Here is a 21,143-nt window from a genome sequence, read left to right as displayed (position 1 = left end):
AGCTGCGGCGCGGAAGTCAAATTCCGCTCGCATGCCTCGGTTATGGCGGTCTGCGAATACTGCAGCACCAGCGTGCTCAAAGACGCGGACTCGGTCAAGGACCTGGGCAAGATGTCGTCCGTGCTGGAGGACTATTCGCCGATCCAGATCGGCACCACCGGCGTGCTGGGCAAGCGCCAGTTCACGGTGGTGGGCCGCATCCAGCTGCGCTATGCGGCCGGCATGTGGAACGAGTGGTACCTGCTGTTCGACGACGGCGTCACCTCATGGCTGGGCGATTCGTCCGGCATGTACACCATCACGGCGCAGTACAAGGGCGAAGGCGAGATGCCGGCCTTCGAACAGCTGCAGCCCGGCCATAACTACGCCATCAACGGCGCCCCCTACACGGCCGCCGAAATCCGCACCGCCGATTGCATAGGCGGCCAGGGCGAGCTGCCGTTCAAGGTGGGCGAAGGCTACCAGGCCAGGGTGGCGGACTTCCGCCGCGCCGGCGAATTCATCACGCTCGATTATTCGGACGGACCGCGTCCCGTGGTCTACACCGGCCTGGCCGTCACGCTGGAGGGCATGAAATGCCAGCTGCTGCGCGACGACGACACCATCCAGCGCGCGGCCGGCCGTTATCGCGGCAAGGTCGATGCGCTCGACTGCCCTTCGTGCGGCAGCGCGATCAAATACATCCCCGGCGTGACGGCGACGCTGGTGTGCCCGGCCTGCCAGGCGCAGATCGACGCCGCCAGCCCGAAAGCCGCCGTGCTGGCCGCCGGCGAGCGCGTGACGCGCTACGAATCCTCGCTGGAGCTGGGCGCGACCGCCAAGATCAACAACCAGGACTTCACCATCATCGGCATGATGCGCCGCGCCGACGACGAGGGCACCGAGTGGAGCGAGTACCTGATGTACGGCACCCGCGCCGGCTTCTCGTGGCTGGTGGAGACCGACGAAGGCTGGTCCGGCTCCAATGTGATGGCCGAGTGGCCGCTGTGGTACGCCCCCGGTTCCGATCGGGTGACTGTGGATAAGGTCCAATATAACCGCCTGTACGACTACGGCTCGGTGGTGACGTTCGCCGCCGGCGCCTTCAACTGGCGGGTGGCGGCGGGCGACCGCACGCGGGTGGAGGAATTCACCGCCGGCCAGATCCGGCTGGCGTCCGAAACGTCGGAGCAGGAAATGACGTGGTCGCGCTCATCGCCGGTATCGGTTGACCAGCTCAAGGCCTGGTTCGGCAAGCAGTTCAAGGGCCAGGCGGCGCCGGCGGCGGCCAAGGGCGGCAAGCGCCGCTATCGCGACACCGCCAAGTACATCATCTGGTTCATGCTGGCGATTAACGCGATTCCGCTGCTGATGAATTTCTCCGGCACCTGGTTCCTCAGCCTGATCGGCGCGGCGGCCATCTACCTGCCCGCCTGGTTTATGGATAACGAAGACCAATCATGAGCAAATATTTCATCTACGCGGTCATCGTTTCCATCGTCACGTCGGGCAGCAGCTGGATGCGCGCCACCAGCGGCAGCAACTACAGCAGCGGCTACCGGGGCAGCACGTGGAGCTCGAACACCGGCGGCGGCGGTGGCAGCTACGGCGGCGGCTCCGGCGGCGGAGGCCACAAGTGAAACGCGAAACGTTACCGCAGGCGGCGGCGTCCGGGCTGGTGCACCAGCCGGCCGGCACGCATCTGCTGGCGGACCTGGGCGGCATCGCTGCCGAAAAATTGGGCAATTGCGCCGAACTGGAAGCGCTGCTGCGCGCGGCCGCCGAGGCTGCGGGCGCGCGCGTGCTGTTCAGTCATTTCCACGGTTTTGGGGAAGGTCAGGGTGTGACCGGGGTGGTGCTGCTGGCGGAATCGCACATCACGATCCACACCTGGCCCGAATGCGGCTTTGCCGCCGCCGACCTCTTCATGTGCGGCAACGCGCGGCCTGAGTTAGCGCTCACCATCATTGAAAAGGCCTTGCAGCCTACGTCCAGTCAGATCAACACGGTAAGGCGGGCGCCTCCGGCGATCAGTTGACCCTGGCGGCGCTCTGGCTGGGCGACATCAGCTTGAGCGGCACCTCTTCCAGCAGCGCGCTGGAGGTGATGGCGGGCGCGGCCAGCTGGCGCACCGTCACGACGATGTTCTGCGGGTAGTCGAAGCCGGCCCCGGTACTGCGGTCGACGAAGTAGCCGATGCCGCCGCCCAGCAGGATATTGCCCCACACCGCGCCGTTGGCCTTGGATACGGCCGTGGTGTTGCCAACGTAGGCGTCCTGCTTGCAGTTGATCGCCAGGTCGGCCGTGCTCTTGTGGACGATGACGCTTGCCGGGCTGGTCAGCGACCAATTGCCGGCGTCGTTGCTCAGGGTGCAGCCGAGGCCGGCGACTTCCTTGCTGTCGAACACCGTCGTGACGGAGACCGGCTGCGTCTTCCCGCTCAGTACAGACGCGCAGCCGGTCAACGCCAACATCCCGGACAAAGCGAGTATTCTCTTCATGTGTTTTCCCTGATGGACTTCATGTCCACCAAATTATCACTCAGGAAACAGAAGATGACAATGTGCAATTATCAAAGAGATGAAAAATGACGCTTTCCCGCATCGGGCAGATCGCCCTCCCCGTTTCCAACGCCGACCGTTCGGAGCAGTTTTACGGCGACAGCCTGGGGCTGCCCAAGCTGTTCCGCTACGGCGAGCTGGTGTTTTTCGATTGCGGCGGCGTGCGCCTGATGCTGGAAGGTTCGGGCAAGGCGCCGGTGCAAGCCGGCACCGGCGTGTGCCACTATTTCAAGGTCGAGCAGATCGAGGCGGTGGCGGCCACGCTGCAGGCGAAAGGCGTGGTGTTCGAAGCGGCGCCGCACCTGGTCGCGAAAATGCCCGATCACGAATTGTGGATGGGCTTTTTCCGCGACCCGGACGGCCATCTGCTGGCCGTGATGGAAGAAAAACGCTAATCAGTTCGCCTTGGCGGCGCTGTCGGTGGACGACACGGGCTTCAGCGGTGCATTGGCAGGAATACCGACAGTGTCGAGCTGGCGCAGGGTAACGACGATGGTAGGCGGGTAGTCAAAACCGGCGCCGGTATTTCGGTCGACGATGTAGCCGATGCCGCCTCCCAGCAAGATATTGCCCCACACCGCACCGTTCGACTTGGAAACGGCGGTGGCGGTGCCTGCGTAGGAATCCTTCTTGCAGTCGATCGCCAGGTCGCCGGTGCTCTTGTGCACGGTCACGCTTGCCGGGCTGGTCAGGAACCAGCTGCCGGCATCGTTGGTCAAGGTGCAACCCAGGCCGGCGATTTCCTTGTTATCGAAAATCGTGGTGACGGACACCGGTTGCATCTTTTCGCCAGCCACCGATGCACAACCGGTCACTGCCACGACGCCCAGCAAAGCGAGTATTCTTTTCATGTATTTCCCCTAGTGGATTATGTTTTTATACTTTTCTTGAGACAAAAGCTTGAGCACAGTAACCGTCTGTTGCCTATTCAAAACTAGCAAATTGTCACTTTTGAAAAATATAATGATTTATAGCAACACCACCAGGGTTACCAGGAAAGAATACCGTTACGCGGCGTCGGCCTGGGCGGCGGCCAGTTCGCCATCCTTGGTGTTGGCGGCGGCAAACGACGGGCGGCTCATGACGCGGGCCACATATTGTTCGATCACGGGCAGCTTGGGCAGCAGCTCGTAGGCGCCCATCCAGCCCATCGCCGAGGCCCACAGCACGTCCAGCGCGCTGAACTGCTCGCCCAGCAGGTACGGGCCCTTGGACAGCTGTTCGATCAGCGTGTTGAACATGGTGTCGAAGTCGCCGTAGTGGCAGGACGTTTTGTCGGCCGGCGTGTTCTTCATCCACTTGTCGACGATGGCCGGCTCGAAGCAGCTGCCGTAGAACGCCATCCAGCGCAGGTAGGGGCCACGCAGCGGATCGCCCAGCGGCGGCGCCAGTTTGGCATCCGGGAACAGGTCGGCCAGGTACAGGTAGATCGCCACCTGTTCGGTGATGACGGCGTCGCCGTGGCGCACCGCCGGCACCTTGCCCATCGGGTTGACGGCCAGGTAGGCGGCCTCGCGGTTCTCGCCCTTCTTCATGTTCATCACGTGTAAATCGTAGGGCGCATGCAGCTCTTCCAGCAAGGTCAAGACGCCGGTGGAGCGGGAATACGGGCAGTGGTACAAAGTCAGCTGTGGTGCCATGTTATGTCTCCTGTTGGGGGTGAAGAAACGCCACAATAACTCTTGCTATGATGGTGGTCTTGTAAAAACGCGAACAGCTATGCAAACCGTCACCAGCCGGCCCAAGGGCGTGGTCAATCCCGCTGCGGCGGAAAAAATATTTCGGCTGGAACGCTACCTGCCCGAACCCGACCTGGCGCCTTTCATCGAGCACTTCTGGCTGGTGGCGTGGCAATTGCCGGACGGCGTGACGCACGTGCAGCGCACCCTGCCCTCGCCCTGCATCCACATGGTGTTCGACGCCGGCCGCACGGCGGTGTTCGGCGTGATGACGGGCGCTTTCGAATATACGCTGAAAAACAGCGGCCGCATCCTGGGCGTGCGCTTCCTGCCGGGCGCGTTCCGCAGCTTCCTGAAGCAGCCGGTGCAGTCGGCGACGGATCGCGAATTATCGCTGTCGTCGCTGTTCGACTGCGACGATGCCGAGGCCGAACGCAGCGTGCTGACGGCCGACGACGACGCCGGCATGGTCGCGGCCGCGAGCGCCATCCTGCGCCGCGCCCTGCCCGCGCCCGATCCGCAGACCGCGCGCATCGCCGGGATACTGGAAGCGATCCAGCGGCAGCCGGACATCACGCAGGTACAGCAGCTGGCCGGGCACACGGGCATCAGCGTGCGGCGGCTGCAGATTCTGTTCAAGGAATACGTAGGCGCCACGCCGAAATGGGTGATACGCCGCAACCGCCTGCTGGACGCGGCCGACCAGCTGTCGCACGGCGCCGAGATCGACCTGGCCACGCTGGCGCAGGCGCTGGGCTATTACGACCAGGCGCACTTCACCACCGATTTTGAAAAACTGGTCGGCAAGCCGCCCGCCGACTACCGCCGCAGTTGCAAGGAGCAAGCATGAGCCGTCGTTTCAAGCAGGTCGATGTCTTCACCACCGCGCCATTCATGGGCAACCCGTTGGCGGTGATACTCGATGCGGAAGGACTCAGCGATCAGCAGATGCAAGCCATTGCACGCTGGACCAATTTATCCGAGACCACCTTTGTGCTGCCGGCCACGGATCCGGCCGCCGATTACCGCGTGCGCATCTTCACGACGTCGGAAGAGTTTCCCTTTGCCGGCCATCCGACGCTGGGCACGGCCCACGCGCTGCTGCAGGCGGGACTGCGGCCCAAGACGCCCGGCACGCTGGTGCAGGAATGCGGCGTCGGCCTGGTGCCGGTGCGTATCGCCGACGATGGCGGCCTGGCGTTCCGCGCGCCGCCGGCCACACTCGCGGCGCTGGATGCCGGCCTGATGCCGTTGCTGCGGACCGCGCTAGGCACCGCTGCGCTGACCGAAAGCCAGCCGCCGGTCGTGGTGAGTATCGGCATACGCTGGCTGGTCGTGCGGCTCGATACGGCGGCCGATTGCATGGCTGCGTCGTTCAGCGCGGCGGCGGTCGCCGAGCTGACGCAGCGCGCCGGCAGCGACGGCGTGGCGGTCTACGGTCCGCATCCGTCCGGCGCCCCGGCGGACTACGAGGTGCGCGCGATGTGCGTGGAAAACGGCGTGATGATCGAAGACCCGGTCACCGGCAGCGCCAACGCCTGCATCGCCCGGCTGCTGGCGAGCGGCCCGGACTACACCGTACGCCAGGGCACGGCGCTGGGCCGCGACGGCCGCGTCACCATCACCTACCTCGACGGCGAGCCCTGGATAGGCGGGCGCGTCGTCACCGTCATCGATGGCACGTTAGAAAACTGATTACGTTGACTATACGTCATCCAGATGAGACACTGTGCGCCTTACCCCAACCACAGGAGACCATAAAATGCGCCAAGTAGATACTGCCCTCCTGTCGGCTGCCTGATTACGTCGGAATCCCCTCCGTAGTGTGTTGATCCGCGCGTTCTCGCGCAGCTGACTTCCCGTATTCGCCACCTGTTCGCATCTTCGCGAAGGGTACCGCTCGTCTTACCGGAATCAGGAAATACACACACCATGATCGACATCGATTTTGAATCGCTGCGCCTTATCGGCTTAACGCAAACCATCGCCAGCCAGCTCTACCAACTGCCCAACGCACCAGCCAACGCCAGCCTGGTGCGCATCACCGAAATCCAGCGCGACTGGCTCACCGTCCACGACGGCCAGGCCGAATTCCGCGCGCGCGTGCTGCCGGCGCTGCACGACGAGGCGTTGGCCGTCGGCGACTGGGTGCTCAGCACCACGCTGGCGCACGACGAACGCTGGCTCAGCACGCTGCTACCGCCCACCACCCACATCGCCCGGCGCGGCAACGACGGCCGGCATCACAGCCTGGTCAGCAATGTCGACACGGCGCTGCTGGTGATGGGTCTGGATCACGACTTCAACCCGCGCCGCCTGGAACGCTACCTCGCCATCGTCAAGACGGCGGGCGTGGAGCCTGTGGTGGTGATGAGCAAGGCCGACATCGGCGACGACGTCGAGCAGCGCATGGAGCTGCTGCGGCAGCGGCTGCCCGCCAGCATACCGCTGCTGGCCCTCAACACGCTGAGCGACGACGCGGCGGCGCAGCTGGCGCCGTGGCTGGGCGTCGGCCAGACGCTGGTGCTGCTGGGGTCTTCGGGCGCCGGCAAATCCACGCTGACCAACACGCTGACGCAAGCGGGCCAGCAGACCGGCGGCGTGCGCAAGGGCGATGGACGCGGCCGTCACACGACCACCTCCCGTTCGCTGCATCTGTGCGCTGGCGGCGCCTGCATCATCGACACGCCGGGCCTGCGCAGCTGGCAACCGGATGCCGACGAAGCCAGCCTGACGGCCGCTTTCGAAGACATCGACGCGCTGGCGGCGCAATGCCAGTTCCGCGACTGCCACCACGACGGCGAACCCGGTTGCGCGGTGCGCGGCGTGGTCGATGCGGACCGTCTGCTGAACTATCACAAGCTGATGCGCGAAGCACGCCGCAGCCAGCAGACACCGCTGGACCGCATCGCCCAAGTCGCCAAATGGAAAGTGATGCAACGCGCCGCCGTGGCCCGCTCGAAGGACAAGCTCAGCAAGCGCTAACGGGCATTTGACGCTGCGTCAGATCGACTATACTGGCTTTAGGTATAGTCGATCTGCAGCGCAGGAGGACATATGAACCAGCAAGTTATCCATCGTGATCCGGAGATTTATAGCGGTGCCACGGTGTTCGTGGGCACCCGCGTGCCGTTGTCGTTCATGTTTGATTATTTGAAAGCAGGAGAATCGATAGCAACCTTCATCGATCACTATCCATCCGTTTCCAGAGACGCAGCGATTGCGGCGCTGGAAATCGCTGGAAAGTTAGCAGACGACCATGCGTATCTTGTTTGATGAGTCTATGCCTGGTCCCCTTGCCGCCGACCTGACAGGTCATAGCGTGAGAACGGTTGTGCAATGCGGCTGGGCGGGTACACAAAATGGCAAATTACTGGCGCTAGCTACGCTCTAGCAGCTACGACAACGACGCGGCGGCAGGCTTGCGCAGCAACAGCGGCAGGCACAGCACGTACAGGCCGGCGCCGATCAGCCACACCAGGCCGGGGAAGCTGCCGCGCGACATGAAGTAGATCGTGCTGATCGCCACCGGGCCGATCACTGTTGCCAGGCTGGCGGCGCTGGCCAGCACGCCCTGCAGCTTGCCTTGCTGGTCCGGCCCCACGCTGCCGGACATGATCGCCTGCAAGGCCGGCGCGCCGATGCCGCCTATGCAGAACAAGGGCATCAACGCGAACAACATCCAGCCCTGGTTGGCCAGCGCGATCAACACATACGCACAGGTATCGGCCGTGACGCCCACCATCAGCGCGCGGCGCTCGCCCCAGCGCTCGGAAATCGGGCCGACCACGAACGCCTGCGCCAAGGCGTGAAACGCGCCGAAGCCCGCCAGCGAAATGCCGATGGTCAGCGTATCCCACGCGAACTTGTCTTCGCTGTACAGCACCCAGACCGTGCCGCCTATCTCGCCGATCAACACCAGCATGCCCGAGGCGAAGATCAGCGGCAGCAGCGACTTGAAGCCGGCCGCCCAGCGCAAGTTGGCCAGCGGATTGAACGACATGTCCGATGCGGAGGCCGAACGTTCGGTATGCGATTCGCGCACCAGCAGCAAGGTCAGGATCAGGTTGACGGCGTTCATCGCCGCGGCAGCAAGGAACGGCGCCCTCACCCACCACGCGCCCAGCAGGCCTCCGATCACCGGCCCGATGATGAAGCCGATGCCGAAGCAGGCGCCCAGCTGGCCGTAGCGGCGCGAGCGCTGGTCTTCGGGCGTGACGTCGGCGATGTAGGCGGAGGTGACGGCGATGCTGGCGCCGCTGATGCCGGCAATCGCGCGGCCGACGAACAGCAAGGTCAGCGACGGCGCCATCGCCATGAACAGATAATCGACCACCGCGCCCGCCAGCGACAGCAGCAGCACCGGCCGGCGGCCGATGCGGTCGCTCAGCACGCCGAGCACCGGCGAGAAGATGAACTGCATCAGCGCATACAGCCCGGTGAAGGCGCCGAAGCGCCAGCCCAGTTCGGCCGTATGGCCGACGTCGCGCATCAATTGCGGAATGATGGGCATCGTCAGCCCGATGCCGACGGCGCTCAGGACTACGGTGGAAAGGATGGTCAGCAGTGCTCGGTTCATCTGGCGCTCTTCATGAAGTAGCCGCCGATTGTAAAGCGATCAATCTTTCTCTGCTGTGCCCACTGTCACAAACTGCCAGTCTTAGTGATTGGTAATCGCGTGCCTGGTGAGAACGCCTTGGCTGTCGAAGTAAAAATCCAGGGTATCCGGATCGACGAAGGTCTGGCAATAGCCTAGCTCATAAGAGGCTGCGCCGCCACGGTCATAATCCGGCTTGCCGAGCAGCGCGACCAGTTGGCTCTTGTCCATGCCGATCTGGACGTGTTTTTTCAACAGGCTGTCGACCATCGCGCCGCGCGCGCAGCTGTTGTCGGTGGCGGGGCTGATGAGAGCCCAGGCGCGCCGGTCGAAGTCCGCGTGGGAAAACGGCGACGAAAACATCAGCCACCCGAGATAACCGACGAGCAGCGTCACCGCCGCCACGCAGACGATCTCGGCTTTGACATACCATGCGACGACGGTTGCTGTTTTCATGCTTCCGCCAATAAAAAAGGCAGCCGAAGCTGCCTTTTTGCTGTGATGCTGTGCGTTGCTTAGTGCTTCGCGCGCAGTTTGGCGATCGCCGCCAGCTGGCCGATGGCCGCTGCCAGTTCGGCTTGCGCTTTCGCGTAGTCGATACCGGAGGTGTTGTTCGCCAGCGCTTCTTCGGCACGTTTCTTGGCCGCTGCCGCTTTGGCTTCGTCCAGATCCTTGCCGCGAATCGCGGTATCCGCCAGCACCGTCACGGCGCCCGGCTGCACTTCCAGCAGGCCGCCCGCGACGAAGACAAATTCTTCCTCGGCTTGACCTGGTACCTGGATGCGCACCGCGCCCGGACGGATGCGGGTGATCAGCGGCGTGTGCTTGGGGTAGATCCCCAGCTCGCCCTGCTCGCCCGGCAACGCGACGAATTCGGCTTCGCCCGAGTAGATCAACTCCTCGGCGGAAACCACGTCAACGTGAATAGTGTTTGCCATGTGTGTCCTGTCGGTGTGATGCGGCCCCGTTTGCACAGGGCCGCGATCGAAACTCAACGATTAGTTGAGCTTCTTGGCTTTTTCGATAGCTTCGTCGATCGTGCCGACCATGTAGAACGCTTGTTCTGGCAGGTGATCGAGTTCGCCGGAAGCGATCATTTTGAAGCCCTTGATCGTGTCTTTCAGCGAAACGTATTTACCTGGCGAACCGGTAAACACTTCAGCAACGTGGAACGGCTGCGACAGGAAACGCTGCATCTTACGTGCGCGGGCCACCAGCAGTTTGTCTTCCGGCGCCAGTTCGTCCATACCCAGAATCGCGATAATGTCACGCAGTTCTTTGTAGCGCTGCAGGGTGCCCTGAACAGCGCGCGCGGTGTCGTAGTGCTCTTGGCCGACGACCAGCGGATCCAGCTGACGCGAGGTCGAATCCAGTGGGTCCACCGCAGGGTAGATACCCAGCGAGGCGATGTCACGCGACAGAACGACGGTCGAATCCAGGTGACCGAAGGTGGTCGCTGGCGATGGGTCGGTCAAGTCATCCGCTGGAACATACACGGCTTGGATCGAGGTGATCGAACCGGTCTTGGTCGAGGTGATGCGCTCTTGCAGACGGCCCATTTCTTCGGCCAGGGTAGGCTGGTAACCCACTGCGGAAGGCATACGGCCCAGCAGTGCGGATACTTCGGTACCGGCCAGCGTGAAGCGGTAGATGTTATCCACGAAGAACAGAACGTCTTTGCCTTCGTCACGGAACGATTCCGCGATGGTCAGACCGGTCAGCGCGACGCGCAGACGGTTACCAGGTGGTTCATTCATCTGACCGTAAACCATCGCTACTTTCGAGTTGGCCGGGTTTTCCAGGTCAACTACTTTAGCGTCAGCCATTTCGTGGTAGAAGTCGTTACCTTCGCGGGTACGCTCACCAACACCGGCGAACACGGACAGACCCGAGTGCGCTTTAGCGATGTTGTTGATCAGTTCCATCATGTTCACGGTCTTGCCCACACCTGCACCGCCGAACAGACCGACTTTACCGCCTTTGGCGAACGGGCACACCAGGTCGATCACCTTGATGCCGGTTTCCAGCAGATCCTGCGATGGCGACAGTTCGTCGTAGGCAGGAGGAGTGCGGTGGATCGAAGCGATCTGGTCGTGAGCGACCGGGCCGCATTCGTCGATCGGGTTGCCCAGCACGTCCATGATGCGACCCAGGGTAGCTTTACCCACTGGCACCATGATCGGCTTGCCGGTGTTCTGGATCATCATGCCGCGGCGCAGGCCGTCGGACGAACCCAGAGCAATGGTACGGACTACGCCGTCGCCCAGCTGTTGTTGTACTTCCAGGGTCAGCTCGGAGCCTTCCATTTTCAAGGCATCAAATACCTTAGGCATCGCGTTGCGTGGAAACTCTACGTCCACCACAGCGCCGATACACTGAACGATTTTGCCATCAGCCATGTTCGTTCCTTCAAATATAGTTAAATTCGTTTAAACCGCAGCCGCACCGGCAACGATTTCGGAGAGTTCTTTGGTAATCGCAGCTTGGCGGGTCTTGTTGTAGATCAGCTTCAATTCGCCGATCACACTGCCGGCGTTGTCGCTTGCCGACTTCATCGCCACCATACGCGCCGATTGCTCGGACGCCAGGTTTTCCGCCACCGACTGGTACACCAGCGCTTCTACATAGCGCTCCAGCAGTTCGTCAATCACGGTCGCAGCGTCCGGCTCGTAGATGTAATCCCAGTTGTGATTACCCGCGTCGGCCTGCGTCTTCGCGGCTGGCAGTGGCAGCAACTGCTCCACGACCGGCTCTTGCTTCATCGTGTTGATGAACTTGGTGTAGCACAGGTAGACTGCGTCGACTTCACCGTTCTGGAACTTTTCGAGCATGACCTTGACAGGTCCGATCAGTTTTTCCAGGTGCGGCGTGTCGCCGATCTGCGTTACTTGCGCAACGACAGGAATGCCTACGCGATTCAAAAACCCCAAACCTTTGTTACCGATAGCTACCGCGGCAATCTTGTTGCCGGCTGTTTCCAGCTCACGGGTTTTCGCCGTCACCATGCGCAGGATGTTGGTGTTCATGCCGCCGCACAGACCTTTGTCGGTGGTGACGATCACGAAGCCAACTGCCTTCGCCGTGTCCTGTTGCTCTTCAGCCAGGAACGGGTGGGTGTATTCCGGATTTGCGGTAGCCAGATTGGCGGCGATATTGCGAATCTTTTCACTGTAGGGACGGGCGGCGCGCATGCGATCCTGCGCTTTGCGCATTTTCGATGCGGCGACCATTTCCATCGCCTTGGTGATCTTCTTCGTATTCTCTACGCTCTTGATCTTGCCACGTATCTCTTTGCCTACTGCCATGAGTCCTTACTCCTTCTGCGCTGAAGGCGGTCCCGAGGGACCGCCGTGTCGCTTAAAATGCGCCGGATTTCTTGAAGTCCGCAATGGCGGCCGACAGCGTTGCTTCGCCGTCTTTGTCCAGTTGCTTGGTTTCTTCAATCTTGGCCAGCAGCGCAGCTTGCTTGGTCTTCAGGTATGCATGCAGACCGGCTTCGAATGGCAGTACTTTCTTGACTGGCACATCATCCAGGTAGCCCTTGTTCACTGCGAACAGCGAGGCAGCCATCAGGGAGATCGACAGTGGCGAGTACTGAGCCTGCTTCAGCAGTTCGGTCACGCGTGCACCGCGGTCCAGCTGCTTGCGGGTCGATTCGTCCAGGTCGGAAGCGAACTGCGCGAACGCAGCCAGTTCACGGTACTGCGCCAAGTCGGTACGGATACCGCCGGACAGGTTTTTGATGACCTTGGTCTGAGCGGCGCCACCAACGCGCGATACCGAGATACCCGCGTTAATCGCAGGACGGATGCCCGAGTTGAACAGCGAGGTTTCCAGGAAGATCTGGCCGTCGGTAATCGAAATCACGTTGGTTGGCACGAAGGCCGAAACGTCGCCAGCCTGGGTTTCAATGATCGGCAGTGCGGTCAGCGAGCCGGTCTTGCCTTTGACTGCGCCGCCGGTGAAGGCTTCGACGTAGTCGGCGTTGACGCGTGCTGCGCGTTCCAGCAGACGGGAGTGCAGGTAGAACACGTCGCCTGGGTAGGCTTCGCGGCCTGGTGGGCGGCGCAGCAGCAGGGAGATCTGACGGTAAGCTACAGCTTGCTTGGACAGGTCATCGTACACGATCAGCGCGTCTTCGCCGCGGTCGCGGAAGTACTCGCCCATGGTGCAACCCGAGTAAGCCGAGATGTACTGCATCGCTGCCGATTCGGCGGCCGATGCGGCGACAACAATGGTGTACTCCAGCGCGCCGTGCTGTTCCAGCGAACGCACGATGTTCTTGATCGTCGAGGCTTTCTGACCGATAGCCACGTAGATGCAGGTCATGCCCTGGCCTTTTTGGTTGATGATCGCATCAACCGCTACGGCGGACTTACCGGTTTGACGGTCGCCAATGATCAGCTCGCGCTGGCCACGGCCAATTGGTACCATCGCGTCGATCGATTTCAGACCGGTCTGCATAGGCTGCGAGACGGACTCACGGGCGATAACGCCTGGAGCGATCTTTTCGATTGGCGAGGTCAGCTTGGCGTCGATGGCGCCTTTGCCGTCGATAGGCTGGCCCAGGGCGTTGACCACACGGCCACGCAGTTCAGGACCGACTGGCACTTCCAGAATGCGGCCGGTGCACTTGACCGTGTCGCCTTCGGAGATGTGCTCGTAAGCACCCAGAATCACGGCGCCGACGGAGTCGCGCTCCAGATTCATTGCCAGGCCAAAGGTGTTACCAGGGAATTCCAGCATTTCGCCCTGCATCACTTCGGACAGGCCGTGGATGCGGACGATACCGTCGGCGACGGAGATAACCGTGCCTTGGTTGCGTACTTCAGCGCCGCCATCAAGGCCTTCGATACGGCTCTTGATCAGCTCGCTGATTTCAGATGGGTTGAGTTGCATACTAACTCCTAAAAGTGTTTCTCTCAGCTTGCGCGAGATGAAGAATCTGTTCTAAGCGACGCTTATGCGACCAGTGCGACACGCATTTGCTGCAGCTTGGCGCGGACCGAAGTGTCCAGCACTTCATCGCCAACGACCACGCGCACGCCACCGATCAACGCTGGATCCACGGTGACAACCGGGTTCAGCTTGCGGCTGAATTTCTTTTCCAGCGTGGCGACCAGCTCGCTCACTTGAGCCGAGCTCAGGTCGAATGCGCTGGTGATGTCGGCGTCTGCCGCACCTTCCTGGGCGTTTTTCAACGCCTGGAATTGCGCGCCGATTTCCGGCAGCAGACTGATGCGGCCGTTTTCGACCAGCATCGCCAGGAAGTTTTTCGCTTCCGTGTTCAACGGCGACTTCACCAGTGCCGTAATGGCGGCGCTCACATCGCTAGCCGAAGCTTTCGGGTTGCGGGCGAATGCTTGCACCTCGGGGTGGGCACCGATCTGGGCCAGTTCGGCCACCAGTTCGGACCACGCCGCGAGGTTGAACGATTCCTTACCTGCTTGGGCTACGCGGAACAAAGCTTCCGCGTAGGGACGGGCGACGGTTGCGTTTTCTGCCATGATTACAGCTCGACAGACAGGCGCGACAACAGATCGGCGTGAGCCGAAGCGTTGACTTCGCGCTTGAGGATTTGCTCGGCGCCCTTCACAGCCAGGTCAGCCACCTGAGCGCGCAGCGCTTCGCGCGCCTTGGCCAGTTGCTGATCGGCGTCGGCTTTAGCTTGCGCAATGATGCGGTCGGCTTCAGCTTGTGCATGTGCTTTGATTTCTTCCGCCACCAGTTGCGCGCGCTTTTCAGCGTCGGCAACGCGTTGCGAAGCTTCTTCGCGTGCACCGGCCAGCGCTTCGCTGGCGCGCTTCTCAGCAACTACCATCGCTTGCTGGCCTTGGTCGGCCGCAGCCAGACCGTCAGCGATACGCTTGGCACGCTCATCCAACGCTGCATTCAGCGAAGGAAATACGAACTTCATCGAAACCCAGACCAACACCGCGAAGGTGATCATCTGACCGATGAGAGACATATTGATGTCCATACCTTTGCTCCTAACTAAAAGTTTCTCCTAGAAGGGAGCGAATTAATGTGCTGCCAGAACTGCTGCCAGGAATGGGTTGCTGAAGGTGTACAGCAGAGCAACGCCGACGCCGATCATCGAGATCGCATCCAGCAGACCAGCGATAACGAACAGTTTGGTTTGCAGTTGTGGCATCAGTTCTGGTTGACGAGCCGAAGCTTCCAGGAATTTGCCGCCCAGAATTGCGAAACCGAGTGCGGTGCCGATAGCGGCCAGACCGATGATGATTGCTGCGGCCAGAACGGTCATGCTTTGTACTTGTGCGATCAGAGCTTGCATTGAATTTCTCCTAAGATTTTAAAAAAGACTACAGATACTAAAAAAGTTAAAACTAAGTTGCTTAGTGCTTCTCAACCGCGAGGCTCAGGTACACGACAGTCAACGCCATAAACACAAACGCTTGCAGGGTCACCACCAGAATGTGGAAGATAACCCAAGGACCACCCAGCAGCCACTGCGCCCACCATGGCAGCAGAGCGATCAGAATGAACAGCAGCTCACCGGCGTACATATTGCCGAAGAGTCGCAGCGACAGCGACAGTGGCTTAGCCAGCAACTCGATCATCTGGAAGATGAAGTTGACCGGGGCCAGCACGACGGCCATGAAGCCGTGGGCGTGGAATGGCGCGGTCAGCAACTCTTTACCCCAGCCGCCGAGACCTTTGGCTTTGATCGAGAAACCAATAATGCACAGCATGACGCCGAACGACATGCCAAAAGTGTGATTGACGTCCGCGGTCGGCACGACGCGCAGCTTGTGAACGCCAACGTAGCCAAGCAGCTTAGGCAGCAGATCGACCGGCAGGAAGTCCATCGCGTTCATCAGCCAAACCCAGCAGAAGATCGTGATGGCCAGCGGCGCGATAACCTTGCTCTTGGCGTGGAATGCGGAATTGACGACTTCGTTGACCAGCTCCATGACGGCTTCGACAAAGTTTTGCAGCTTGCCCGGTACACCGGCGGTCGCGCGGCGCGACGCCATGTAGAACACACCGAGGAAAATCATGCCCAGAACGGCAGAAACCCAGAACGTGTCCAGGTTGAATGCGCCGTCGGCAGTCTTCAGGTGCGACAGGTGATGCTGAATATACTCAATGGAGGTGGGCGCTTCGTGTGCCCCTACAGCGTTTTCTGTGGTCATAAAAGTATTAGATTTTGGTGATTAAATTGCGAGCAGTGAAAACCAATAAGCTAAGGTTGCCACCGCGAAACCCAAGATCAGCCATAACCAAGAGGCCGACTGAAACAGCGCCAGTGCCAAAACAAACAGCACTACCGTGATAAATATTTTCACTACTTCGGCGCGCACATGCGACCGGAAAGCTTTTTTGGCGTCATTTGTTCCGCCCGCAACAATCATCGCGTACATCAGACTCCCGATGACTGCGATTGCTCCGCCATAGGCGGCCGACCAAGCTTTGAGTACTCCACCCAAGTTCCAGGCGAGCAAGGCGAATCCAGTTGCGATGGCTAACTGGAGGGCGACGACTTTATACACCGGCTTGGAAATACTCGTCGAATCATTCATCTGGCGAGCTCCCAAAAAGCCGATAAAACCCAAAGACACGGGATTATATGTGTCTTTACTGTATCACGTCAAACATTGCTGCACCGCAGCAGAGCAATTGGTGCACGAAAGAGACGCTTTTATAAACATTTCCAAGCCGGTTGCACCAAGTTGGAACCAGTTAAGCGTTTTCGTTTTTTGTTAGCTCCACTGCAACATCGGGGGTCAAGTCTGACATTCGGACACGGACTCTGGCGTATATGACATTACGGCAGAGCTCGTGTCCAAATGTCAGACTTGACCCCAGGGTTAGGCGCGCAGGCGGGCCAGCACGCCGTCGAGGATGTCGAGGTCGGCGAAGTCGATGATCATCTGGCCGCGTCCCTTGGTGCCCATCTTGAACACCACCGGCGTGGCCAGCTTGTCCGACAGCTCTTCTTCCAGACGCACGATGTCGCCGGACTTTTCCTTCTGGCGCGCTTCGGTCGGCGAGGCTTTTTGATCTTCCAGCGTTTTTGCCACCAACTTTTCAGTTTCACGCACCGATAACCGTTTGGCGACAACCATGTTCGCCAGGTTGATCTGCGTGGCCGCATCGACCGACAACAGCGCGCGGGCGTGGCCCATGTCGATATCGCCGGCCATCAGCATGGTCTGCACCGGATTGGCCAGGTTCATCAAACGCAGCAAGTTGGACACCGCGCTGCGCGAACGGCCGACAGCCGTGGCCGCCTGCTCGTGCGTGAAACTGAAATCGGTGATCAGGCGATGGATGCCCTGCGCCTCTTCCAGCGGATTCAAATCCTCGCGCTGCATGTTCTCGATCAGCGCCATCGCGGCGGCGGCCTGGTCGTCGACATCGCGCACCAGCACCGGCAGCACTTCCAGGCCGGCCAACTGCGCCGCGCGGAAACGGCGCTCGCCGGCGATGATCTCGTACTTGATCGCGCCGGTCAGTTTATCCGTGCCGACCGGACGCACCAGGATGGGCTGCATGATGCCCTGGGTCTTGATCGATGCGGCCAGTTCCTGCAGGCCCCCCTCGTCCATGCGGGTACGCGGCTGGTACTTGCCGGCCTGCATTTGCGTGACCGGCAGTTCGGACGGCGTGTTGGCGTCCGGGGTGGTGATGTCGCCGTCGCCGCCGAGCAGCGCTTCCAGGCCGCGACCCAGGCCTTTGAGTTTTTTGGTTGCCATGTGATTGCCTTACATTTTCTTGATGCGCTTGACCATCTCGGCGCCGAAGGCGATATACGCCTGCGCACCCTTGGAGGATGGATCGAAGGTAACGCCCGGCAAGCCGTAGGACGGCGCTTCGGCCAGTCGCACGTTGCGGGGGATGATGGTTTTGAAGACCTTGTCGCCGAAGTGCTGCTCCAGCTGGGCCGACACTTGCTGCGACAGCGTCATGCGCGGATCGAACATCACGCGCAGCAGGCCGATGATCTTCAAGTCCGGGTTCAGGTTGGCGTGCACCTTCTTGATGGTGTTGACCAGGTCGGACAGACCTTCCAATGCGTAGTACTCGCACTGCATGGGGATGATGACGCCGTGCGCGGCGCACAGGCCGTTCAGCGTCAGCATCGACAGCGCCGGCGGGCAGTCGATCAGGATGAAGTCGTACTCCTTGTCGACCAGGGCCAGCGCATCCTTCAGGCGACGCTCGCGGTTGTCCAGCGCGACCATCTCGACCTCGGCGCCGGCCAGCTCGCGGTTGGAAGGCAGCACGTCGAACTGGCCCGGCTCCGAACGCTGGCGCGCAGTGGCCACGTCGGATTCGCCCAGCATCACCTCATAGGTCGACGCAGGCAGCCCTGCCTTGTTGATGCCCGCGCCCATCGTGGCGTTGCCCTGCGGGTCCAGGTCGACCAGCAATACCCGCTGGCCCAGCTTTGCCAATCCGGCGGCCAGGTTTACCGTCGTGGTGGTTTTCCCTACGCCACCCTTTTGATTCGCTACGCAAAAAATTTTCGCCATGTATTTCTTTGTGTTGTACTTCTTAATTATTTATACTATTAAAACGATATAAACGATTTATACTGTTTATACAGAATAAACGGTATAAACCTTATAAACGATTAATATCGTATAAATCATTTACTCGTTTCGGCCTGGATGAATACCAGGTGGCGCTCCGCGTCCAGCCCCGGCACTTCTAAAGGTTCCAGTTTCTGCACTTTCCATGGCTCTGGCAGTCGCTCGCGCTCCTCTGCCGGCGCCGTTCCTTTCAGGGCTATGAATCGCCCGCCCTCTTGCAGCAGGTGCCCCGACCAGTTGACGAAATCGGACAGGTCTGCGAAGGCCCGCGAGGTGATGACGTCGAACTTGGTCTTCACTTCCAGCTGCTCCACGCGCTTGGTGTACACCGTCACGTTGACCAGTTCCAGCTCCGCCTTCACCTGGTTGAGGAAGGCGGTCTTCTTGTGCACCGTGTCGATCATCGACACTTTCATGTCCGGGCGGCTGATCGCCAGCACCATGCCCGGCAGTCCGCCCCCTGCTCCCACGTCCAGCACGTTCTGCGCGCCGGCGAAGGCAGGCACCGCCGCCAGCGAATCGAGCACATGCAAGGTGACCATCTGCATCGGATCGCGCACCGAGGTAAGGTTGTACACCGAGTTCCACTTGTTCAGCAGCGCCAGGTAGTCCAGCAGTTTTTCCACCTGGGCCTCGTTCAGGTCCAGCTTCAGACTGGTGATGCCTTGTTTTAAAACATCCGCTAGTACTGCACGGTCAAACACCTTCATTGAACAGCCTCATCTTTTTGATTCAAAAAACCGCCGAAACCGGCCTTCTTCAGGTGCACCAGCAACAGCGAGATCGCCGCCGGGGTCACGCCGGAAATGCGCGATGCCTGGCCCAGCGTTTCCGGACGCTGCGCGTGCAGCTTCTGGCGCACTTCCACCGACAGCGCGGTGATGTCCAGATAGCTGAAACCTTCCGGCAACTTCAGGTTTTCGTAGTGCTCGTGGCGCTCGACTTCCTTGGTCTGGCGGTCGATATAGCCCGAATATTTGAGCTGGATTTCCACCTGTTCGCGCACCGCGCCATCGGCCACGCCGGGGCCGGCGAGGTCGCGGCCATCGATGCCGGACAGGCTCATCAGCTTGTCGTACTCGACGCCGGGACGGGCCAGCAGGTTGGCCAGCGAGTACTCGCGCTCGATCGCCTGGCCGATAACGCGCTCGGATTCGGCCGCTTCCAGGATGCGTGGATTGACCCACGTGGAGCGCAGACGCTCCAGTTCGCGCGCCACGGATTCGCGTTTGGTTTCGAAGGCCTCCCACTGCGCATCGCCGACCACGCCCAGCTTGCGGCCGATTTCGGTCAGGCGCATGTCGGCATTGTCTTCGCGCAGGCTCAGGCGATACTCGGCGCGGCTGGTGAACATGCGGTACGGTTCCATCACGCCTTGCGTGACCAGGTCGTCGACCATCACGCCCAGGTAGGCTTCGGAACGGGCCGGCGTCCAAGACTCGCGGCCCTGGGTTTGCAGCGCGGCGTTGATACCGGCCAGCATGCCTTGCGCCGCAGCCTCTTCGTAACCGGTGGTGCCGTTGATCTGGCCGGCGAAGTACAGGCCGTTGATGGCCTTGGTTTCCAGCGAAGCCTTGAGGCCGCGCGGGTCGAAATAATCGTATTCGATGGCGTAGCCGGGACGCAGGATGTGGGCGTTTTCCATGCCCTTCATCGAGCGCACCAGGTTGATCTGCACGTCGAACGGCAGGCTGGTGGAGATGCCGTTTGGATAGAATTCGTTGGTCGTCAGGCCTTCCGGTTCCAGGAAAATCTGGTGCGATTCCTTGGCCGAGAAGCGGTGGATCTTGTCTTCGATCGACGGGCAATAGCGCGGGCCGACGCCTTCGATGACGCCGGTGTACATCGGGCTGCGGTCCAGGCCGGCGCGGATGATGTCGTGGGTCTGGCTGTTGGTGTGCGTGACCCAGCACGGCATTTGCTCAGGATGCATGGAGGCATTGCCCATCACCGAGAACACCGGCACCGGATCGAGGTCGCCAGGCTGCTCGGTCATCAGCGAGAAATCGATGCTGCGGCCATCGATGCGCGGCGGCGTGCCGGTCTTCAGGCGGCCTTGCGGCAGCTTCAGTTCCTTCAGGCGGGCCGACAGCGAGATGGCAGGCGGATCGCCGGCGCGGCCGGCCGAGTAGTTTTGCAAACCGACGTGGATCTTACCATCGAGGAAAGTGCCGGCGGTCAGCACGACTGCCGGCGCCAGGAACTTCAGGCCGATCTGGGTGACGGCGCCGACCACGCGGTCGCCCTCCACCATCAGGTCGTCGACGGCCTGCTGGAACAGCCACAGATTCGGCTGGTTTTCCAAGCGCGAGCGGATGGCTTGCTTGTACAGGATGCGGTCGGCCTGGGCGCGGGTGGCGCGCACGGCAGGGCCTTTGGACGAGTTCAGGATGCGGAACTGGATGCCCGACTCATCGGTGGCGATGGCCATGGCGCCGCCCATGGCGTCGACTTCCTTGACCAGATGGCCTTTGCCGATACCGCCGATGGATGGGTTGCACGACATCTGGCCCAGCGTCTCAATGTTGTGAGTGAGCAGCAAAGTCTTCTGTCCCATGCGGGCGGAAGCGAGGGCAGCCTCGGTACCGGCGTGACCACCGCCGACAACGATGACGTCGAAATTTGTAGGAAATAGCATGTTGGAATTGGTTAAAGCGAAGGGATCAAGGTCAGATTATAGAGTCTTTTTGCTGCTGCGACTTTTTTAAGCAAAAAAATATCCCCAAATTGTTCCACGTGAAACATTGAAAAAGGGCCCTTATCG

Annotated in this window: 26 protein-coding genes; 8 read left to right on the top strand and 18 right to left on the bottom strand. The window is 60.8% G+C overall.

What is annotated here, in order from left to right:
* Positions 1–42 precede the first annotated feature (42 nt).
* The 3 genes from GEV02_RS09515 to speD are packed head-to-tail and all read left to right on the top strand — an operon-like array spanning position 43 to position 2,017.
* Positions 43–1,443, top strand: a complete 1,401-nt coding sequence (locus tag GEV02_RS09515; RefSeq protein ID WP_235922722.1) for a DUF4178 domain-containing protein — start codon at positions 43–45, stop codon at positions 1,441–1,443.
* Positions 1,440–1,619, top strand: coding sequence for a hypothetical protein (locus GEV02_RS09510; protein WP_152837772.1), 180 nt, complete (start codon positions 1,440–1,442; stop codon positions 1,617–1,619). The genes GEV02_RS09515 and GEV02_RS09510 overlap by 4 nt, the downstream gene beginning before the upstream one ends.
* Positions 1,616–2,017 (top strand): adenosylmethionine decarboxylase, encoded by a 402-nt coding sequence (gene speD / locus GEV02_RS09505; protein WP_328595767.1) that lies wholly within the window; start codon positions 1,616–1,618, stop codon positions 2,015–2,017. The genes GEV02_RS09510 and speD overlap by 4 nt, the downstream gene beginning before the upstream one ends.
* Here speD and GEV02_RS09500 read toward each other — a convergent pair.
* Complete coding sequence (locus tag GEV02_RS09500) at positions 2,010–2,480, bottom strand: hypothetical protein (RefSeq protein ID WP_152837771.1); 471 nt, start codon at positions 2,478–2,480, stop codon at positions 2,010–2,012. The two genes, speD and GEV02_RS09500, sit on opposite strands and share 8 nt — an antisense overlap.
* A gap of 86 nt (positions 2,481–2,566) precedes the next feature.
* On the opposite strand from GEV02_RS09500, the gene GEV02_RS09495 reads away from it, so the two are divergent.
* The gene (locus tag GEV02_RS09495; RefSeq protein WP_070268128.1) at positions 2,567–2,935 is read left to right on the top strand and encodes a VOC family protein; all 369 of its coding nucleotides are present in this window, start codon (positions 2,567–2,569) and stop codon (positions 2,933–2,935) included.
* On the opposite strand, the gene GEV02_RS09490 is transcribed toward GEV02_RS09495, so the two are convergent.
* Together GEV02_RS09490 and GEV02_RS09485 are read right to left on the bottom strand one after the other, a co-directional pair.
* Entirely contained in the window at positions 2,936–3,391 is a 456-nt protein-coding gene (locus GEV02_RS09490; RefSeq protein ID WP_152837770.1) for a hypothetical protein, read from the bottom strand. It abuts the gene before it with no gap.
* A gap of 156 nt (positions 3,392–3,547) precedes the next feature.
* Positions 3,548–4,180: a glutathione S-transferase family protein gene (locus tag GEV02_RS09485; protein WP_152837769.1), complete on the bottom strand. Its 633-nt coding sequence runs from the start codon at positions 4,178–4,180 to the stop codon at positions 3,548–3,550.
* A 79-nt stretch (positions 4,181–4,259) separates the two neighbouring features.
* Here GEV02_RS09485 and GEV02_RS09480 point away from each other — a divergent pair, with 79 nt between their 5' ends.
* The 4 genes from GEV02_RS09480 to GEV02_RS09465 all read left to right on the top strand — a co-directional run bounded on the left by GEV02_RS09480 (position 4,260) and on the right by GEV02_RS09465 (position 7,495).
* On the top strand, positions 4,260–5,069 hold the full coding sequence (locus GEV02_RS09480) for an AraC family transcriptional regulator (RefSeq protein ID WP_152837768.1): 810 nt from the start codon (positions 4,260–4,262) through the stop codon (positions 5,067–5,069).
* On the top strand, positions 5,066–5,914 hold the full coding sequence (locus GEV02_RS09475; RefSeq protein ID WP_152837767.1) for a PhzF family phenazine biosynthesis protein: 849 nt from the start codon (positions 5,066–5,068) through the stop codon (positions 5,912–5,914). The genes GEV02_RS09480 and GEV02_RS09475 overlap by 4 nt, the downstream gene beginning before the upstream one ends.
* Before the next feature lie 237 nt (positions 5,915–6,151).
* On the top strand, positions 6,152–7,204 hold the full coding sequence (rsgA, locus tag GEV02_RS09470; protein WP_152837766.1) for a ribosome small subunit-dependent GTPase A: 1,053 nt from the start codon (positions 6,152–6,154) through the stop codon (positions 7,202–7,204).
* A 72-nt stretch (positions 7,205–7,276) separates the two neighbouring features.
* Positions 7,277–7,495 carry a DUF433 domain-containing protein gene (locus GEV02_RS09465; RefSeq protein WP_152837765.1) on the top strand — a complete coding sequence of 73 codons (219 nt, stop codon included), beginning with the start codon at positions 7,277–7,279 and terminating at the stop codon, positions 7,493–7,495.
* Between the two features lie 121 nt (positions 7,496–7,616).
* On the opposite strand, the gene tet is transcribed toward GEV02_RS09465, so the two are convergent.
* The 15 genes from tet to mnmG form a co-directional block, all read right to left on the bottom strand.
* On the bottom strand, positions 7,617–8,798 hold the full coding sequence (gene tet / locus GEV02_RS09460; protein ID WP_152837764.1) for a Tet(A)/Tet(B)/Tet(C) family tetracycline efflux MFS transporter: 1,182 nt from the start codon (positions 8,796–8,798) through the stop codon (positions 7,617–7,619).
* 81 nt (positions 8,799–8,879) lie between these two features.
* A complete protein-coding gene (locus GEV02_RS09455; protein WP_152837763.1) occupies positions 8,880–9,272 on the bottom strand; it encodes a hypothetical protein in 393 nt (130 codons plus the stop codon).
* A 59-nt stretch (positions 9,273–9,331) separates the two neighbouring features.
* Entirely contained in the window at positions 9,332–9,754 is a 423-nt protein-coding gene (locus tag GEV02_RS09450) for a F0F1 ATP synthase subunit epsilon (RefSeq protein ID WP_008443442.1), read from the bottom strand.
* A 60-nt stretch (positions 9,755–9,814) separates the two neighbouring features.
* Entirely contained in the window at positions 9,815–11,215 is a 1,401-nt protein-coding gene (gene atpD, locus GEV02_RS09445; RefSeq protein WP_152807971.1) for a F0F1 ATP synthase subunit beta, read from the bottom strand.
* Between the two features lie 30 nt (positions 11,216–11,245).
* The gene (gene atpG, locus GEV02_RS09440; protein WP_008443438.1) at positions 11,246–12,121 is read right to left on the bottom strand and encodes a F0F1 ATP synthase subunit gamma; all 876 of its coding nucleotides are present in this window, start codon (positions 12,119–12,121) and stop codon (positions 11,246–11,248) included.
* A gap of 52 nt (positions 12,122–12,173) precedes the next feature.
* Positions 12,174–13,715 (bottom strand): F0F1 ATP synthase subunit alpha, encoded by a 1,542-nt coding sequence (gene atpA / locus GEV02_RS09435; RefSeq protein WP_152807972.1) that lies wholly within the window; start codon positions 13,713–13,715, stop codon positions 12,174–12,176.
* A 62-nt stretch (positions 13,716–13,777) separates the two neighbouring features.
* Positions 13,778–14,323, bottom strand: coding sequence for a F0F1 ATP synthase subunit delta (locus GEV02_RS09430; protein WP_008443436.1), 546 nt, complete (start codon positions 14,321–14,323; stop codon positions 13,778–13,780).
* A 2-nt stretch (positions 14,324–14,325) separates the two neighbouring features.
* Complete coding sequence (locus tag GEV02_RS09425; protein WP_008443434.1) at positions 14,326–14,796, bottom strand: F0F1 ATP synthase subunit B; 471 nt, start codon at positions 14,794–14,796, stop codon at positions 14,326–14,328.
* Between the two features lie 42 nt (positions 14,797–14,838).
* Positions 14,839–15,114, bottom strand: coding sequence for a F0F1 ATP synthase subunit C (gene atpE / locus GEV02_RS09420; protein WP_008443432.1), 276 nt, complete (start codon positions 15,112–15,114; stop codon positions 14,839–14,841).
* A gap of 61 nt (positions 15,115–15,175) precedes the next feature.
* Positions 15,176–15,976, bottom strand: a complete 801-nt coding sequence (atpB, locus tag GEV02_RS09415; RefSeq protein ID WP_008443430.1) for a F0F1 ATP synthase subunit A — start codon at positions 15,974–15,976, stop codon at positions 15,176–15,178.
* Between the two features lie 21 nt (positions 15,977–15,997).
* The gene (locus GEV02_RS09410; RefSeq protein WP_070268109.1) at positions 15,998–16,363 is read right to left on the bottom strand and encodes an ATP synthase subunit I; all 366 of its coding nucleotides are present in this window, start codon (positions 16,361–16,363) and stop codon (positions 15,998–16,000) included.
* Between the two features lie 288 nt (positions 16,364–16,651).
* Entirely contained in the window at positions 16,652–17,539 is an 888-nt protein-coding gene (locus GEV02_RS09405) for a ParB/RepB/Spo0J family partition protein (RefSeq protein WP_008443426.1), read from the bottom strand.
* Positions 17,540–17,548: 9 nt separating this feature from the next.
* On the bottom strand, positions 17,549–18,319 hold the full coding sequence (locus tag GEV02_RS09400; RefSeq protein WP_152837762.1) for a ParA family protein: 771 nt from the start codon (positions 18,317–18,319) through the stop codon (positions 17,549–17,551).
* A gap of 116 nt (positions 18,320–18,435) precedes the next feature.
* Positions 18,436–19,089 carry a 16S rRNA (guanine(527)-N(7))-methyltransferase RsmG gene (gene rsmG / locus GEV02_RS09395; protein ID WP_152837761.1) on the bottom strand — a complete coding sequence of 218 codons (654 nt, stop codon included), beginning with the start codon at positions 19,087–19,089 and terminating at the stop codon, positions 18,436–18,438.
* Positions 19,086–21,017: a tRNA uridine-5-carboxymethylaminomethyl(34) synthesis enzyme MnmG gene (gene mnmG, locus GEV02_RS09390; RefSeq protein WP_152837760.1), complete on the bottom strand. Its 1,932-nt coding sequence runs from the start codon at positions 21,015–21,017 to the stop codon at positions 19,086–19,088. Before mnmG ends, rsmG begins: the two co-directional genes overlap by 4 nt.
* Positions 21,018–21,143: the final 126 nt, after the last annotated feature.

This window comes from Rugamonas aquatica, from assembly GCF_009380215.1.
GTDB classification, from domain to species: Bacteria; Pseudomonadota; Gammaproteobacteria; order Burkholderiales; family Burkholderiaceae_D; genus Rugamonas; species Rugamonas aquatica_B.
Note: the sequence above shows the minus strand (reverse complement) of the source record. Positions and strands in the feature narration are given on the sequence as shown.

Bases quoted from the DNA above. Each gene is read 5' to 3' on its own strand.
- GEV02_RS09515 (WP_235922722.1), top strand. From the start codon at position 43: ATGGCGGTCTGCGAATACTGCAGCACCAGCGTGCTCAAAGACGCGGAC.
- GEV02_RS09510 (WP_152837772.1), top strand. From the start codon at position 1,440: ATGAGCAAATATTTCATCTACGCGGTCATCGTTTCCATCGTCACGTCG.
- GEV02_RS09500 (WP_152837771.1), bottom strand. From the start codon at position 2,480: ATGAAGAGAATACTCGCTTTGTCCGGGATGTTGGCGTTGACCGGCTGC.
- GEV02_RS09495 (WP_070268128.1), top strand. From the start codon at position 2,567: ATGACGCTTTCCCGCATCGGGCAGATCGCCCTCCCCGTTTCCAACGCC.
- GEV02_RS09490 (WP_152837770.1), bottom strand. From the start codon at position 3,391: ATGAAAAGAATACTCGCTTTGCTGGGCGTCGTGGCAGTGACCGGTTGT.
- GEV02_RS09485 (WP_152837769.1), bottom strand. From the start codon at position 4,180: ATGGCACCACAGCTGACTTTGTACCACTGCCCGTATTCCCGCTCCACC.
- GEV02_RS09480 (WP_152837768.1), top strand. From the start codon at position 4,260: ATGCAAACCGTCACCAGCCGGCCCAAGGGCGTGGTCAATCCCGCTGCG.
- GEV02_RS09475 (WP_152837767.1), top strand. From the start codon at position 5,066: ATGAGCCGTCGTTTCAAGCAGGTCGATGTCTTCACCACCGCGCCATTC.
- rsgA (WP_152837766.1), top strand. From the start codon at position 6,152: ATGATCGACATCGATTTTGAATCGCTGCGCCTTATCGGCTTAACGCAA.
- GEV02_RS09465 (WP_152837765.1), top strand. From the start codon at position 7,277: ATGAACCAGCAAGTTATCCATCGTGATCCGGAGATTTATAGCGGTGCC.
- tet (WP_152837764.1), bottom strand. From the start codon at position 8,798: ATGAACCGAGCACTGCTGACCATCCTTTCCACCGTAGTCCTGAGCGCC.
- GEV02_RS09455 (WP_152837763.1), bottom strand. From the start codon at position 9,272: ATGAAAACAGCAACCGTCGTCGCATGGTATGTCAAAGCCGAGATCGTC.
- GEV02_RS09450 (WP_008443442.1), bottom strand. From the start codon at position 9,754: ATGGCAAACACTATTCACGTTGACGTGGTTTCCGCCGAGGAGTTGATC.
- atpD (WP_152807971.1), bottom strand. From the start codon at position 11,215: ATGGCTGATGGCAAAATCGTTCAGTGTATCGGCGCTGTGGTGGACGTA.
- atpG (WP_008443438.1), bottom strand. From the start codon at position 12,121: ATGGCAGTAGGCAAAGAGATACGTGGCAAGATCAAGAGCGTAGAGAAT.
- atpA (WP_152807972.1), bottom strand. From the start codon at position 13,715: ATGCAACTCAACCCATCTGAAATCAGCGAGCTGATCAAGAGCCGTATC.
- GEV02_RS09430 (WP_008443436.1), bottom strand. From the start codon at position 14,323: ATGGCAGAAAACGCAACCGTCGCCCGTCCCTACGCGGAAGCTTTGTTC.
- GEV02_RS09425 (WP_008443434.1), bottom strand. From the start codon at position 14,796: ATGGACATCAATATGTCTCTCATCGGTCAGATGATCACCTTCGCGGTG.
- atpE (WP_008443432.1), bottom strand. From the start codon at position 15,114: ATGCAAGCTCTGATCGCACAAGTACAAAGCATGACCGTTCTGGCCGCA.
- atpB (WP_008443430.1), bottom strand. From the start codon at position 15,976: ATGACCACAGAAAACGCTGTAGGGGCACACGAAGCGCCCACCTCCATT.
- GEV02_RS09410 (WP_070268109.1), bottom strand. From the start codon at position 16,363: ATGAATGATTCGACGAGTATTTCCAAGCCGGTGTATAAAGTCGTCGCC.
- GEV02_RS09405 (WP_008443426.1), bottom strand. From the start codon at position 17,539: ATGGCAACCAAAAAACTCAAAGGCCTGGGTCGCGGCCTGGAAGCGCTG.
- GEV02_RS09400 (WP_152837762.1), bottom strand. From the start codon at position 18,319: ATGGCGAAAATTTTTTGCGTAGCGAATCAAAAGGGTGGCGTAGGGAAA.
- rsmG (WP_152837761.1), bottom strand. From the start codon at position 19,089: ATGAAGGTGTTTGACCGTGCAGTACTAGCGGATGTTTTAAAACAAGGC.
- mnmG (WP_152837760.1), bottom strand. From the start codon at position 21,017: ATGCTATTTCCTACAAATTTCGACGTCATCGTTGTCGGCGGTGGTCAC.